This is a genomic window from Staphylococcus sp. HMSC056G08, from assembly GCF_001812305.1.
GTDB classification, from domain to species: domain Bacteria; phylum Bacillota; class Bacilli; order Staphylococcales; family Staphylococcaceae; genus Staphylococcus; species Staphylococcus simulans.
Genome location: NZ_KV808463.1, coordinates 115,862 through 130,573, shown reverse-complemented (window position 1 = coordinate 130,573; position 14,712 = coordinate 115,862). Strand labels below are relative to the sequence as shown.

The 14,712-nt window shown below is 36.1% G+C and carries 13 protein-coding genes; 2 read left to right on the top strand and 11 right to left on the bottom strand.

What is annotated here, in order from left to right; translation table 11 throughout:
• Positions 1-41: 41 nt before the first annotated feature.
• The 7 genes from HMPREF2846_RS06235 to HMPREF2846_RS06205 form a co-directional block, all read right to left on the bottom strand.
• Positions 42-542 carry a hypothetical protein gene (locus HMPREF2846_RS06235; RefSeq protein ID WP_002481433.1) on the bottom strand — a complete coding sequence of 167 codons (501 nt, stop codon included), beginning with the start codon at positions 540-542 and terminating at the stop codon, positions 42-44.
• Positions 543-657: 115 nt separating this feature from the next.
• Positions 658-1,674 carry a FecCD family ABC transporter permease gene (locus tag HMPREF2846_RS06230; protein ID WP_070626160.1) on the bottom strand — a complete coding sequence of 339 codons (1,017 nt, stop codon included), beginning with the start codon at positions 1,672-1,674 and terminating at the stop codon, positions 658-660.
• On the bottom strand, positions 1,671-2,678 hold the full coding sequence (locus tag HMPREF2846_RS06225) for a FecCD family ABC transporter permease (protein ID WP_070626158.1): 1,008 nt from the start codon (positions 2,676-2,678) through the stop codon (positions 1,671-1,673). Before HMPREF2846_RS06225 ends, HMPREF2846_RS06230 begins: the two co-directional genes overlap by 4 nt.
• A 10-nt stretch (positions 2,679-2,688) precedes the next feature.
• A complete protein-coding gene (locus tag HMPREF2846_RS06220) occupies positions 2,689-3,495 on the bottom strand; it encodes an ABC transporter ATP-binding protein (protein WP_070626156.1) in 807 nt (268 codons plus the stop codon).
• A gap of 293 nt (positions 3,496-3,788) precedes the next feature.
• Positions 3,789-4,625 (bottom strand): YitT family protein, encoded by an 837-nt coding sequence (locus HMPREF2846_RS06215; RefSeq protein WP_002481429.1) that lies wholly within the window; start codon positions 4,623-4,625, stop codon positions 3,789-3,791.
• Between the two features lie 411 nt (positions 4,626-5,036).
• Positions 5,037-6,266: a NupC/NupG family nucleoside CNT transporter gene (locus HMPREF2846_RS06210; protein ID WP_023015442.1), complete on the bottom strand. Its 1,230-nt coding sequence runs from the start codon at positions 6,264-6,266 to the stop codon at positions 5,037-5,039.
• A 304-nt stretch (positions 6,267-6,570) separates the two neighbouring features.
• Positions 6,571-8,301: an ABC transporter ATP-binding protein gene (locus HMPREF2846_RS06205; RefSeq protein ID WP_070626154.1), complete on the bottom strand. Its 1,731-nt coding sequence runs from the start codon at positions 8,299-8,301 to the stop codon at positions 6,571-6,573.
• A 233-nt stretch (positions 8,302-8,534) separates the two neighbouring features.
• Between HMPREF2846_RS06205 and pbp4 the strand changes: the two genes are divergently transcribed.
• A complete protein-coding gene (gene pbp4 / locus HMPREF2846_RS06200) occupies positions 8,535-9,824 on the top strand; it encodes a penicillin-binding protein PBP4 (protein WP_070626152.1) in 1,290 nt (429 codons plus the stop codon).
• A gap of 75 nt (positions 9,825-9,899) precedes the next feature.
• Here the strand turns inward: pbp4 and tagD are convergent, their stop codons facing one another.
• The 4 genes from tagD to HMPREF2846_RS06180 all read right to left on the bottom strand — a co-directional run bounded on the left by tagD (position 9,900) and on the right by HMPREF2846_RS06180 (position 13,407).
• Entirely contained in the window at positions 9,900-10,298 is a 399-nt protein-coding gene (gene tagD, locus HMPREF2846_RS06195) for a glycerol-3-phosphate cytidylyltransferase (protein ID WP_002481425.1), read from the bottom strand.
• A gap of 84 nt (positions 10,299-10,382) precedes the next feature.
• Positions 10,383-11,441, bottom strand: coding sequence for a glycosyltransferase family 2 protein (locus tag HMPREF2846_RS06190; protein ID WP_023015445.1), 1,059 nt, complete (start codon positions 11,439-11,441; stop codon positions 10,383-10,385).
• Positions 11,438-12,529, bottom strand: coding sequence for a teichoic acid glycerol-phosphate primase TarB (gene tarB / locus HMPREF2846_RS06185; protein WP_002481423.1), 1,092 nt, complete (start codon positions 12,527-12,529; stop codon positions 11,438-11,440). Before tarB ends, HMPREF2846_RS06190 begins: the two co-directional genes overlap by 4 nt.
• A gap of 74 nt (positions 12,530-12,603) precedes the next feature.
• Positions 12,604-13,407: an ABC transporter permease gene (locus HMPREF2846_RS06180; RefSeq protein ID WP_023015447.1), complete on the bottom strand. Its 804-nt coding sequence runs from the start codon at positions 13,405-13,407 to the stop codon at positions 12,604-12,606.
• 288 nt (positions 13,408-13,695) lie between these two features.
• On the opposite strand from HMPREF2846_RS06180, the gene tagH reads away from it, so the two are divergent.
• Positions 13,696-14,493 (top strand): teichoic acids export ABC transporter ATP-binding subunit TagH, encoded by a 798-nt coding sequence (tagH, locus tag HMPREF2846_RS06175; protein WP_002481421.1) that lies wholly within the window; start codon positions 13,696-13,698, stop codon positions 14,491-14,493.
• The last annotated feature ends 219 nt before the right edge of the window (positions 14,494-14,712 follow it).

Below are 14,712 nucleotides of genomic sequence, written 5' to 3'. Positions count from 1 at the left end.
GATACCTCATGTGAGATACCCTTTAATTCATTTTAAATTCATTATTTTGCATCACGATTTTGGTTCAGTTCATCAATGCTGACCACCACGTTATCCATTCGTTTCGCTGTCTGTTTAAGGATATTACGGGCTACGTTATTATTAGGATCTAATTTCAAGATCTGTTTAGAAATATCGAAAGCTTTTTTATCAGAAATAACAGGTTCAGGAATTGCATGGAGCAACAACATTTGTAGTAAACTCTTCACTTCTTTGCCCTCAGTGAGTTTTATGGAAGCTTCTGCATGATAGTAAGCAGAATCCAATGCACCTTCTAAGTCACTTAATGGATAAACAAGGAGTAAGAATGCTAAATCATGCATTTCAGCTGTTTCTCCATCTTTGATCATATCTAAGATACACGTATAAAACATAACACTTTCTGCTTCATGCGCACTTGAAATGTAATGTTCTTCAAATTCCATAAAATCTGATTCGGACATTAATCGTTTCACAGATTCAAATTCGCCGTTTAAGACATGTCGCTTGATTAAATCTTTCATGCCAATGTCCTCCTATTGTTGAACAGATTTTATCTACAATTAGTATTAGTTTACCATATTTTTTTGGATTTCACATCAATTACTATAACGTATAACAATATTTCATTACGTTAAATTACAACGAACGTGTACGATACATTAAATACAAGAAATAAGGTGCACCGATTAACGCAACGACAATACCAGCCGGAATACCTGATGGTTGTAAAATCACTTGACCAACTGTATCCGAGAATACTAGTAAGAACGAGCCAATAACAATTGCTAGAGGCATAAAGAGTTGATGTCTTGGTCCCACAATCGTTTTCGCAATATGCGGTCCCATTAAACCAATAAAGCTGATAGCACCGCTCACCGCTACAGCTGCTGATGATAAAGCAACAGCAGCCAGTAAAATAATCATACGATCTCGTCTGACATTTACACCTAAGCCTTGTGCTAATAGGCCATTAGTATTCAAGATATTTAATGTATTTGCTTTCATAAACAGGAACGGTATGATGACAATCAACCATGGTAATAATGCGATGACAAACGGCCATTCATCACCCCATATATTACCCGCAAGCCATGTTGCCATAAACTCTGCTTGGTCTTTATCAAATTTAGACATCAATGTCAGTGAACCGCCAGAGAGTGCGGCAGATAACCCGACACCGACTAAGACCATACTAGCTGGAGTCATACCGCGTTCTTTAGAATAACTGAAGTAGAAAATAATTAATGCAGTTAAAATACCGCCAGTCATACTCAGTATTGGCAAAACATAGATAAAGCTATCTGCACTTACTTGTCCGATGACAATAAAGAGTGCGATAAAGAAGCCGCTTCCTGCATTAATACCTAAAATACCAGGTTCAGCTAGTGGATTATTGGTTACACTCTGCATCATCGCACCGCTTAAACTTAATGCAGCACCTGCCAGAATCGTTACTAACATTCTCGGCAGTCTAAAATCTAGTAGAATCAAACTGTCCGTATAGTCACCTAAACCAAATAAAGTTTTAAAGAACGTGCCGACAGACATTTGATATTCGCCTGAAGTGATACTCCAAACACAGGCCGCAAACAAAAGGACACTAGTTATTAATAAAGCCAGCCACTGACGTCTTCGTAATTTATCTTCTATCATATTGAGCGACCTCCTTTTCTAATTAAATAGATAAAGTAAGGCACGCCAATAAAGGAAACAATCGCACCGACTGGAGCATCTCCTAACATACGTGCGACGGTATCTGCTAAAAGAACTAAAAATGCGCCTAAAACAGCAGTTAACGGAATCACTTTCGCATAATCCGTACCAATTAAAAAGCGTACAATATGTGGCACGATTAAACCGACAAAGGCAATTTGTCCGACCATTGCTACAGCAACACCTGCTAACAGCATCGTTAGTATTAAGCTGATTGTACGAATGACGCGCACATTTTGTCCTAAGCCTTTAGCTAAGCTTTCTCCTAAGTTTAAAATTGTTAATTGTCGACTTAGTAAGATTAACAAAACAATCGTCACTAAAATAACAGGGGTACTCCATTTCAATTGAACCCAAGTTGTGCCAGAAACACCGCCCATGCTCCAAAAATTGATGTCTTGATTCAATTTAAAAGTTAATGCAATGCCTTGGCTTAAAGCCGTCAAGAATGCACTGACAGCAGCACCTGCTAAAATAATACGGATAGGATTGAACCCATCAGTTCTAGAACGGCCCATCATCAATACGATTGTACCGCCTAATATTGAACCGATAAAACCTGCAAGCATCAATAAACTAAAAGAAGCTTGCGGTACAAAGGCATATGTTAAAGCGAGCATAAAACTGGCACCAGCATTCAAGCCGATTAAGCTTGGGTCTGCCAAACCATTTTTAGTCACACCTTGAACAACTGCCCCAGCCACCGCAAGCGCCATACCTACAAGTATTGCACCTAAGTCTCTAGGTATTCTAATTTCACTGATAATGTTGTGCTGTTCATTCATAGGGTTATAATGGAAAACCGCTTCATAAATCGTCCCAAGACGAATGGGCGCATCTCCATATAAAATGGAGAGCACCAACATTGTCCCTAATATCACACATGATAAAAGTAATAACAATATAAATCTGGGATACTTCTCTTTTCTCTCTTTATCACTCATTTACCGTGCCTCATACTTTCGAATAATGTTTACACAATAAATCATATGTGACTAACATCGGTTTACCTGTACGTGGATCTGTACTTAATTCTGCATCTATATTGAAACATCTTTCTAAAATATCTTTCGTTAAGACTTCTTGTGTTTCACCGCTTGAAACAATTTCGCCTGCTTTCATCGCAATCAGATGATCTGAGAAACGAATCGCTTGGTTGATATCATGTAACACCATTACAATGGTACAATCTTGTTCACGGTTCAATTCTTGAACTAATTCAAGAATTTCTAATTGGTGACTGATATCTAAATACGTTGTTGGCTCGTCTAAGAAAATAATATCTGTTTTTTGTGCTAAAGCCATCGCAATCCATACACGTTGTCTTTGACCGCCACTTAAATCATTAATAGCTCTGTGTTTAAAATCATACGTACCTGTTACTTTAAGCGCCCAATCGATTTCAGCTTTATCTTCAGCGCTTAAGCGGCCAAAACCTTTTTGGTGTGGAAATCTGCCGTATGAAACCAATTCGCCTGCTGTTAAACCATCTGCAACATCTGGTGATTGTGGTAAAATGGCGATTTTCTTCGCAATTTCTTTCGTAGATTGTGTATGAATATTTTTACCATCTAATGTGATTTCTCCGCCTTTAACGGATAAAAGACGAGATAATGCTTTTAGTAATGTTGATTTACCGCAACCGTTAGGTCCGATAATAGACGTAACTTTGCCGTCAGGGATTTCTACATCTAGGTTATCAACAATCACATGATCCCCATATCCGATTGTTACGTGCTGACCATTTAAACGATTTGCCAATATACTTCATCCTCCATTGGATACGACATGAACCTTAAATACAGTTGCCGAAACACCTGTCTCTTTTCAAGGTCTGCCGCAGAATTTATTTCTATTTCTTATCTCATTGCATTTATTTATAATTATGACCTGTAAAGATTATCGTGAAAGCTTTCATACTTTTATCAACTACAGTCTTGTAATTGATAATCATTATCATAGGCTATATTATAACATTTTTTGGAGCGATTTCCTAACAATTCTTATGTACTAAAACGCAAGAAATCGAGACTATCGCCTCGATTTCTCATCCTTTATTCATCTACTAAGAAGCCATTACCATACACATCACGCACATCGTGGATGACTAAAAAGGCATTCTCATCAATTTTTCGAATTAAGCGTTTCGCTTTTGAAACTTGTGTTTTACTGATAACCACATATAAAATTTCTTTGTCTTCTTTTGAGTAATAACCGCGACCATCTATAATCGTAACCCCTCGTCCGATTTTTTGGTCAATAACTTTCGCCACTTCATCAGGTCGGCTTGAAATTACAGTCATCGCCTTCTTCGTATTTAAACCTTCAATAACGAATTCCATAACTTTCGTACCAATATAAAGTGAAATAATCGTTACCAATAACTTATTGACTGGAATCACAGTAAATGAAATCGCCACAACGATTAAGTCGAAAAATAGCAACGCGTAAGATGTGCTGACGTCTAAGTATTTATGTGCTAAACGCGCTAAAATCGTTGTACCTGCTGTCGTTCCCCCAGCAAGTACAATAACGCCAATACCTAATCCGACTGAAGCACCCCCGAAAATGGCATTCACAATAATGTTGCCAGTTTCAACATGCCAAGATTCAGTCAGTCCTAAAAAGACTGAAATTAACACTGTTGCAAGAATGGTTAAGTACGTACTTCGCTTACTTAAGAACTTATAGCCAATCGCAATTAAAATCGCATTCATCACAAAGTTAGTGATAGCTGGCGAAATGTGAAAAGCATAATAAAATACAATGGATAGTCCCGTTACGCCGCCTTCCCCTAATTGTGCGGAAATAATGAATGTATTGACCCCTGCAGAGAACATAAATGAACCAAATACTACGAGTGCGAGGTCACGCCATGTTCTTCGTTTCAAATCCAATCGCCCCCTTATTAAATTGTGTAGATAAGATAAATACTAGCACAGGCGCTCTTAACCAACAATGTGAAACCCCTGAATCACAGTGTTTATTAATATTAAATTAATTATTCTGAAAATTTTGTTTACTTTGTGTTGAAGCTTTGCTATAATAAATTTCAACTTCCTTAATCAAGAGATTAAGGAAGTTATCTCCTTTGTGTTGTTTACAATAAACAAGCAAAATTTTCGCTCGAATGCACCATCAGTACCTAGTCCTTACTGATTACGTGCATCAAATTCATTTCCCGTTGAAAGCAGGTAATGTTTGTGTCTCCCCACATTCATTCACCTGTTTTCATTTTGCTTAAAAAAGAAAAGCATCATATTCAGTAACAACTACCGAATACAATGCTTCTATCTATACGCTTACCAAGCGAATAATCCTACGAATGCTGCTGTTAGTAATGAAACTAAAATACCAGACAATAACATCATAGGTACATATTTCGAAACGAAATCAGATGTTTTCTTATCAACAATACCTTTTAATGTCCCGATAATCATACCGATTGTTGAGAAGTTCGCAAATGATACTAAGAAAGTAGAAATAACTGCACGTCTATGCGGATCATATGATTTAACCGCATCAGAAATTTGTCCCATGACTACGAATTCGTTTGTGACAATCTTCTTAGCCATTTGTTGCGCAACTGGCCATGCTTCGCTCCAAGGTAGACCAAGTAATAATGAGAAAGGCACCATGATGACACCTAAAATTTGGTCTAAGCCAAAGCTGAATTTCACATTGAACCAACCAATTACTGTACCTGAAAGTACGTGAAGTAAACGATCAATTAAGTCTGCTAATGCTACGAAACTGATTACGAATGCGATAATAATCAATACTAATTTACCAGCGTTGATAACTGAGTCTCCAAGGAATGAGAAGAACGGTTGACGTTCTACACCTTCTTGTTGGATGTGGTAAATCACATCTTCACGTTCTTCAACTGTTACTGGGTTTAAGATAGAAGTAACAATAATCGCATTGATAATATTTAATGGAATTGCTGTTAATACAAGTTCACCTGGAATCATCGTTACATACGCACCGACAATTGCACCAGATACTGAACTCATAGACATCATCGCAATTGTTAGTACACGCATTTCATTCATACGTTTTAACTGTTCACTTGAAACAGCTAATGCTTCTGTGTTCCCTAAGAACATCATTTCGATACCGAAGAATGATTCGAATTTTGGTTGACGTGTAATTTTAGCTAACGCCCAACCAATCCAACCGATAACTTTAGGTAAAATATTAAAGTACATTAAAATATCGAATAAAGGTACTACGAGTAAAATTGGAAATAAGGCTGCAACCGCCATATCTATTTCTTTCGTATCTACAAAGCTTTTGAACGCAAACCCTGTACCAGCGTTCGCTGATTCAATCAGCCATGCAATACCATCTGCCATTTTAGAAACTGCCGCATTTCCCCATGGGAAGAAGACAAAGAACCATGCTAAGAATAAGTTTACAATGACTAAGATACCAATTGATTTCCATTGGATCGCTTTTCTATTTCTAGAGAAGAGCACTGCAATACCTAAAAATACAATCAAACCAACAATGTTGATAAGTAAATACATTTTACACCCGCCATTTCTATTATTTTATTATGTACAAGTCTACACTGACAGAATCATAACCTCCCGATTGAATTCCCTATAATCCTTACAATGTCCGCCTGTTACTTGAGATATTTCGTATTTACAAATTGTAAAAAATTTAAGTGCTTTTTTAGTATATCATGTTGGTTGTTACCTTTGAATTAGATTTTTGAGAAATGAAACAAAAATTCTTGCAATAAATATGATTGTCATAATTCGTCTATATATCTCTTTTGTTATAAAAATAAGGTTGAGACTTTTCTTCTTGTCTCAACCTTTATCATTAATCTGTCAGTTTTTGTGTCATCACAAATTCTTTATACTTTTCATGCGACTGCATTAACTCATGATGCTTACCAATACCCGTCACACGTCCACCATCTAAGAAGATAATTTGATCAGCTTTCATAATGGTAGAAAGACGGTGTGCGATTACCACAGTTGTACGTTCCTTCATTAATGTTTCTAATGATTCTTGAATTTTTCTTTCACTTTCACTATCTAAATTTGCGGTCGCTTCATCTAATAATAAAATATCAGGATTTTTCACAAAGCTGCGCGCAATATCAATACGCTGACGTTGACCACCAGAAAGTTTCAATCCGCGTTCACCGACTAAGGTATCGTATCCCTCATCAAAATCTGTAATGAATTCGTGACAGTTCGCTAATTGTGTATACTGCATTAATTCAGCATCTGTCACTTTTCGGTTGATACCATATAAGATATTATCTCGAATTGTACCGCTCATCATCGCATTAGACTGCATGACATAACCAATTTTATTACGCCAATCCGATAGCGGTAATTGATAGATAGAAACATCATTATAAAGGATGTCTCCTTGTGTCACGTCATACATTCGTTCTATTAAATTGAAAATCGTACTTTTTCCTGATCCTGATGGCCCTACAAATGCAGTTACTTTACCCTTTGGAATATCAAAATTCAAATCATGTAAGACTTCTTTTGTATCATAACCAAATGAAACTTCTTTAAATGCGATGTCACCATTACCTAAAGATTGACCCGTAGGCATATAGACTTCTTCTAACGGTTCTTGCATGATTTCATGAATACGGCTGCTTGCTCCGACTGCTTTCTTATAATCTGTCATCAATGTCGACAAGTTCACAAGCGGCATCGACATTTGAATAACATAAAAAATCATCGCAACAAGTGTTCCTGCAGTAATTGCGCCTGATGAAATACGGATACCTCCGAAACCAAGAATTATCCCGATTGTTAACAACATGATCAAACCGGAAATCGGTTGGATGACTGCCGCAATTTTCGCTTGTTTCAGACCCAGCTTATAAATTTCTTTTAAATTTATATGTGCTTTATCTAGTTCAACTTGTTCCGTATTGGCAACTTTAACTAAACGCATTTCCGTTAATACACGTCCAAGCAAACCACTGAAGTTCGCAATTTCTGCTTGTGTACGCGTAGAAATTTTCTGCATGACACGTCCTAAAGGGATCATAATAATCACAAATAAAGGAATCGTAATAAAAGTTAATAGTGTCATCTGCCAATCCATAATAAACAACATAATCAATGAACCGATTAATGTGATAATAGAAGGCAGCACATTCGGTAATTTTTGAGAAACAAATTCGTTAATCACTTTAGTGTCATCTGTTAAACGACTCATTAACTGTCCACTTTCATTCACATCAAAGAAACGCATTCTTAAACGAATGATGTGTTCCCATACAACAGTACGAATCGCATAAATAATTTTTTCACCGATTTTACTTAATAAGTATAAGCCGATACCGCTTAAGACTGCATTCAACGCAAACACAGCAATAAAGATTAAAATAAACTGCATGTTGAAGGATTCGCCAGTAAATTTATCAACCATTCTTCCAGTAAATAAAGGGACAATTAAACCACTGATGCTCCCTAAGGAAGAAATAGATACTGCAATCGCAATCAAGCCGACTGGCCATGTCAGTTTCTTCAATAAGAATAAGAGTGGATTAGATGTTTTGTTAGTCTGTTTCATTTTTCACGCTTACCTCAATTATAGTTTTATGTTTCTTCTTAAATTATGATGCATAGTCCCGACTTTTCACATGATTTTAGACGTCCGGGCACCCTTCGGTCAGACAACCGTCAGACTGACGTCTAAAATAGGCATAATTTTCATATATTTATTGTTCCCTTGTATCAAACTACTTTTATGATAAAATAGTTTTACTGTGAAACTATTATTGTTGAAGGACTGAAACATACATAATGAAAAAGATAGTAATACTGACACTGTTAATATTCTTCGTAAGTACCATTATAACACCATTTTCTGATGCGGACACTGAAACCAAATCACCTGTCCAAATCGCTAATGAACGCGGTCAAAATATCGGAGAAGGTTTTGAACCAGAAAGTGCTGTGAACATTAGTCAAACCGGGCAAGTACTCTACAGCTATCATATGGATAAGAAATGGTACCCCGCTTCAATGACGAAATTGATGACAATGTACCTGACGTTAGAAGCTTTTAAAGAAGGTAAATTATCGTTAGATGACAAAGTGAAAATCACTGATAAACATTATGCGATGTCTACCCTTCCAGAGTTAAGTAATACCAAATTATATCCTGGTGAAACTTATACCATCAGTGAATTGCTTCAAATTACGGTTTCAGCCTCTAGTAATGCGGCTGCATTGATTTTAGCAAATGAAGTTTCTGATTCCACTTCTGATTTTACCGACAAGATGAACGAAAAAGCTAAAGAAATCGGGATGAACCATACACACTTTGTAAATCCGACAGGCGCTGAAAATAACTTATTAAAAAGTTTTGCGCCAAAACGTTATAAAGATGAAATGTCTAGTACATCAACCGCAAGAGATTTCGCGATTTTATCACAACGTGTCGTGCAAGATACACCTAAAGTGCTTAAATTTACTAAAGCAATCTCACCAACTCAACACGGTGTAACATATTATACGTTCAACTGGTCGCTTGAAGGTTCTGAATTGAGCTTACCTGGTACAGATGGTTTAAAAACTGGATCAAGCGACATCGCTGATTATAACCACACATTAAGCACTAAGCGTGATGGCTTCCGTATTGATCAAGCTATGATGGGTGCAGGTGACTTCGAACATCTAGGCGGAGATAAAGAACGTAATAAAATGGGCAACAGTTTAATCAATCGTTCATTTGAACAATATAAATACGTTAAAGTTATATCTAAAGGACAACACAAAATCAATAATAAAACCTATTACGTGAAAAAAGATTTATACGATGTTGTTCCAAGCAATCTTAAAAAAGAAAATTATAAATTCGTCGTAGAAGATGGCAAGCTTCATCTAGACTATGACCGACAATTTATCTCAAAAGATTATGGCCCGCCATCAGTAGATGTTCAACGTCCATTGATGCGAAAAGCAACAACATTCGCAGAATCTTCTTGGAGTACACATCCGATTCTAACGAGCCTTGGCGTTGCATTTATTGTCGCAGCACTAGCCATCGTCGTTTATATGATTATTTCATCATTCGGACGTAAGAAATAATGTTGAAATTTTAAATACAAATCAAAAACAGAGGTATAACTGCCAAGCCCTGGCGATTATACCTCTGTTTTTATTTTATCTGGCATCTTTACCATATAATTCTTTTTTGATTTGTGTTGTAGAAATACCTTCTGTACGTTTTAAGTAAATCACTTCGCATTTGTCTTTTAAGAAGTCGAATTCGCCTTCCCAATCATGACCCATGACAAAAGTATCTACATCATAACGTTCCACATCACGTTCTTTTTGACCCCAATCATCCTCAGGAATGACTAAGTCTACATAACGAATAGATTCCAACATCATTTTTCGTTGTTCATAATTGTAGTAAGATTTTTTATTTTTAATGCGGTTAAATTCATCTGTAGAGAGTGCCACAATCAGGTAATCTCCCATTTCTCTCGCTCTTCTCAGTAATTCAATATGACCATAATGCAATAAGTCATATGTACCGTACGTAATAACTCTCTTCAAATTTAAACCCTCCTTCACAATTTTAGTTACTGTAAAAAAATAACACATTTCACTCTTCAATTCATATTAAAATTGTAAGTTCGCTTATTTTTTTAACGCGCTTTTTAAAGCAGCACGCCCTCTAAAAGCTGATTGTTTAGGCACTAATTGTGCTTTGAACGCTAAATAGTTCGGACGTCCGATGCCTACTTTGTTCAACGCTTCACGCCATTGACGATAATAATGCAACGTCCAACCTTTACAGCCGCCTTCCATCACTTTGACAATTCTAAATAATGCATCGCCATCATAATGCGTCTTTTGCATACCTTCAATGTATTGGATAACTGTATCTAATAATTCTTGTGTCACTTTTGGTTTTTCTGTCACATAAGCTTGAAGCATATAACTGACAATCAATTCATCCATACGATAGCTATAATATTGTTGTACATTACGAAGTCTCAAGTAATCCATCACGCGGCCACGTACAATATAAGCATCGTGCATATAATCAAAGAAACGCTCAACACTGCGTGCTGTAATCGAGTTCTCACGTACATTATAGCCCGCAATAATATCTGGTAACAATTGAATATCATGTGCTTGATTAAATGCATGTGCCATAAATGTATGTTCTTCACAAAAAACAATGTCCTCATCAAAACGTAAATCTTTGAAACGTGCGCTGAACATCTTATCTCTTGGTCCGATAGATTGCAGCATCGCTGGGCATTGCGCTAAATTCACAACTTCATCTTTTTTAATTTCTTCATGTGTCGGGAAAGTACGCCATTCACCATGATAATCACGTCCTGTTTGTCCAATCACGATTTCAACATCGTCATTTTGTTCATAACGACGTGCCATCACATCGATACGACTCGGTAAAAATTCATCATCAGCATCTAAAAACATGAAGACATCGCCTGTAATATGAGATAAGCCGACATTACGGCTAGCCGCTGCGCCTTTGTTAGATTGACTGATAATTTTGACGTGCTTATTTTCTTTTTGAATTGTTTCAAGTGCTTCAAGTGTGCCATCTGTAGAACCATCATTAATACAAATAATTTCATGATCGTATTTCGTATCAATGGAACTGACTGCTTTCTTAATGACTTCTTCTGAGTTATAAACTGGAATAATAATAGAAATTTTCATCGTTTCACCAATTCTTTTATATAATTTGATATCTGATTTAAAGTTTCATCCGTATTGTAATCATGCCATTCATTAAAGAGCGGCGGATAATGTTCTAAACCTTCTTTTAATTTATGAAGCAACTCTGCTTCATTATATGCTTTATAGTTTTCAGGAATTTGCCAATAGTAATGATTCAAACCCCGATCCGCTTCATATTCCGCTTGATCGTAAACATAAAATAAGGCAGGTTTATTCAATAAACTCGCTTCAATCGCAAGTGAACTATAATCTGTAATGATGACATCTGCCATCAAGAACAAGTGTTGTGTCTCAATATCAGATGTAGACCCTTGTCTTACAGCTGGATGTAATTTATTGATAATTGTATAGCCTGGCAACTCCTGTTCAAAATGTTGTGCATCAATCGTTCTGTTCGCTGCTTGATGTTCTCTGTATGTCGGTACATATACTGCAAGCTTATCTTTAATCCCATACTGTTGTTTCAACTTTTCTTTTTGTTGTTCTAAGTTAACTGTAAAGTACTGTTGCATTCTAGGCAAACCAAAGCGTAACATTTGTTCAGGTGTTGCACTAAAAGCATTTCTAAAACAAATTTCCATTGGGTCGCCACCTATGAGATAGTAATCTGTCGCATGATATACTTTCAAATACTGATCTACCATTTTCTTGTTAGACAAATCGACCGCATGATCTTTTAGGCCGAAGTACTTTAAAGCGCCTGCCGCATGCCATGTTTGAATGACAGTCTGCCCTTTTTTCTTGCGATAACCTCCCATTAACAAATAGTAATTATCTACAAAAATAACTTTAGCAGTGGCTAATGCTTTTAATTGCGCAATAACGTTTTTATTACTGTTGATGACATAATCAACACCTGATAATTGTGCAACTTGTTTTTTATCTTTTTCTTTACCGATGATAGTTAAACGGTAACCTTCATTATGAAACCTTTGAACTAAAGGCCATATATCTTCTTTAAAGCTCATAAACAACACAATATGATGCGTATCGATTTTTTTATTGAACCATAATGTATTAAATACATTGATAATGGTTAAATACAGCTTCTTGATGACTTGTCTCATGTTTTTCACCTCTGCTTATTTTAAAAAAACTCCAAACACGCTAAAACATGCTTGGAGTTTACTCTTAAATAATCTTACATAAAGTCTGCAAATTGATCTCTGTAGCGCATGTGCAGAATCGAACCTACAAAGAATATAAATACGACAATAAATACGTTGTAAAGTGCTAATTGCCAATGATCAATAAAATACCAGTTATGATACAGTACTGCTGCACGGTATGATTCTGCGATGAAATAAATCGGATTCAACATCAGAATCTTTTGTACAATCGAACCTGGCTTAGCGACCCATAAAATTGGTGATGCATAGAATAATACACGCATTAACGCTTGCATCATCATTTGTGTATCACGAATTAATACACCTAGAGTCGAAGTTAAGATTGCGACAGCACTTGTAGCAATGTACGCAAATGGTACGTATAAGAATAACTGAATAATATGTATCGTCGGATAAATACCTGAAGCGATACAGAAAATAATAATAATCCCGAGTAATGCTAAATGTCCATATAATTTTGCAGTTACGGTATACGTCGGAATAATCGATAACGGGAAATTCATTTTCGCCACTTGATTATATTTCGATACAATCGAGCGTGTCCCATCTAATATTCCTTGGTTGATAAAGAACCACATACTGATACCGACAAGCATCCAGAAGATGAAGGGTATCCCATCAACCGGTGCGTTTGTACGAATCCCGAATCCGAACACGAACCAGTAGACTAAAATTTGGATAAGCGGGTTAATTAACTCCCACGCCATACCTAAGTAGTTATTATGGTTAGCAATTTTCAACTCAAATTGTGCTAACCTGTGGATCAAATAAAATCCTTTAATATGTTCTTTCAGAACAGTTATTAATGCTCCCATGTTCAAACCACGCTTTCAAACGATTTGCGCATTTCATTACATATGCTTATGTAATTTTTTCTCTATGCTTGAAATATATCCATCTCAACATTATACGTAATTATAATATAGAATGGAATAATTTTCATTACTAATGGCAAAGAAATGACTTTAACGACGAAAATAATGACCAATTCTTCAAGAAATGGTAAAATTTATAGCGTTGAAGAATTCATATGCGTTTTGACCGCTCGGCATCGCAATATGTACTATAATAGAGTAAATAGAGGTTAAGGAAGAGGTTATACAATGAAAGATGTATCTGTAAAGATGGATAATATTACAAAAGAATATCGTATCTATCGTAATAACAAAGAACGAATCAAAGATGCGCTCATTCCTAATCATAAGAACAAAACATTTTACGCGTTAAAAGATGTCTCAATGACAGCGTATAAAGGTGATATTATCGGTTTAGTCGGCATCAACGGTTCAGGCAAATCAACCCTCAGCAATATTATCGGCGGATCTTTATCCAACACTGCAGGTTCAATTGAAAAAAATGGTGAAGTCAGTGTTATTGCGATCAATGCAGGGCTTAACGCACAATTAACAGGATTAGAAAATATTGAATTTAAAATGTTGTGCATGGGCTTTACACGTAAAGAAATTAAAAAGCTCACACCTAAAATCGTTGAATTCAGTGAACTGGGAGAGTTTATTTACCAACCCGTTAAAAAGTATTCAAGTGGTATGCGTGCTAAACTTGGTTTCTCTATCAACGTCACGATTGATCCGGATATTTTAGTGATTGACGAAGCGTTGTCTGTCGGAGACCAAACATTCACGCAAAAATCATTAGACAAAATCCACGAATTTAAAGAAGCAGGCAAAACGATTTTCTTCGTCAGCCATAACATCGGCCAAGTCCGTCAATTCTGTACAAAAATCGCTTGGATTGAAGGCGGACGCTTGAAACAATTCGGCGAAGTTGAGGAAGTATTGCCTAAGTACGAACAATTCCTTAAAGACTTTAAAAAGAAATCTAAAGCAGACCAAAAAGCTTTCCGTAAAAACTTAGACGAAGAAAGATTTGTGATGAAATAAACAATTGAAGCTGTAAAAGAAATCGCAGTATAAACTGCTTTTTCTTTTCTTCTTCTACTTCACTCTTTTAAAGCGATATTGATATTTCTGAATCTTTTTACTTAAAAAACTTTAAGCAAACCTCTTTAAATCAAAGAAAAAAAGTATTATCATTAAGTACAAGTGTATTAACAACAGGCAAAATAATATTGCACACTTGATTAATGTCGGATGCTCTCA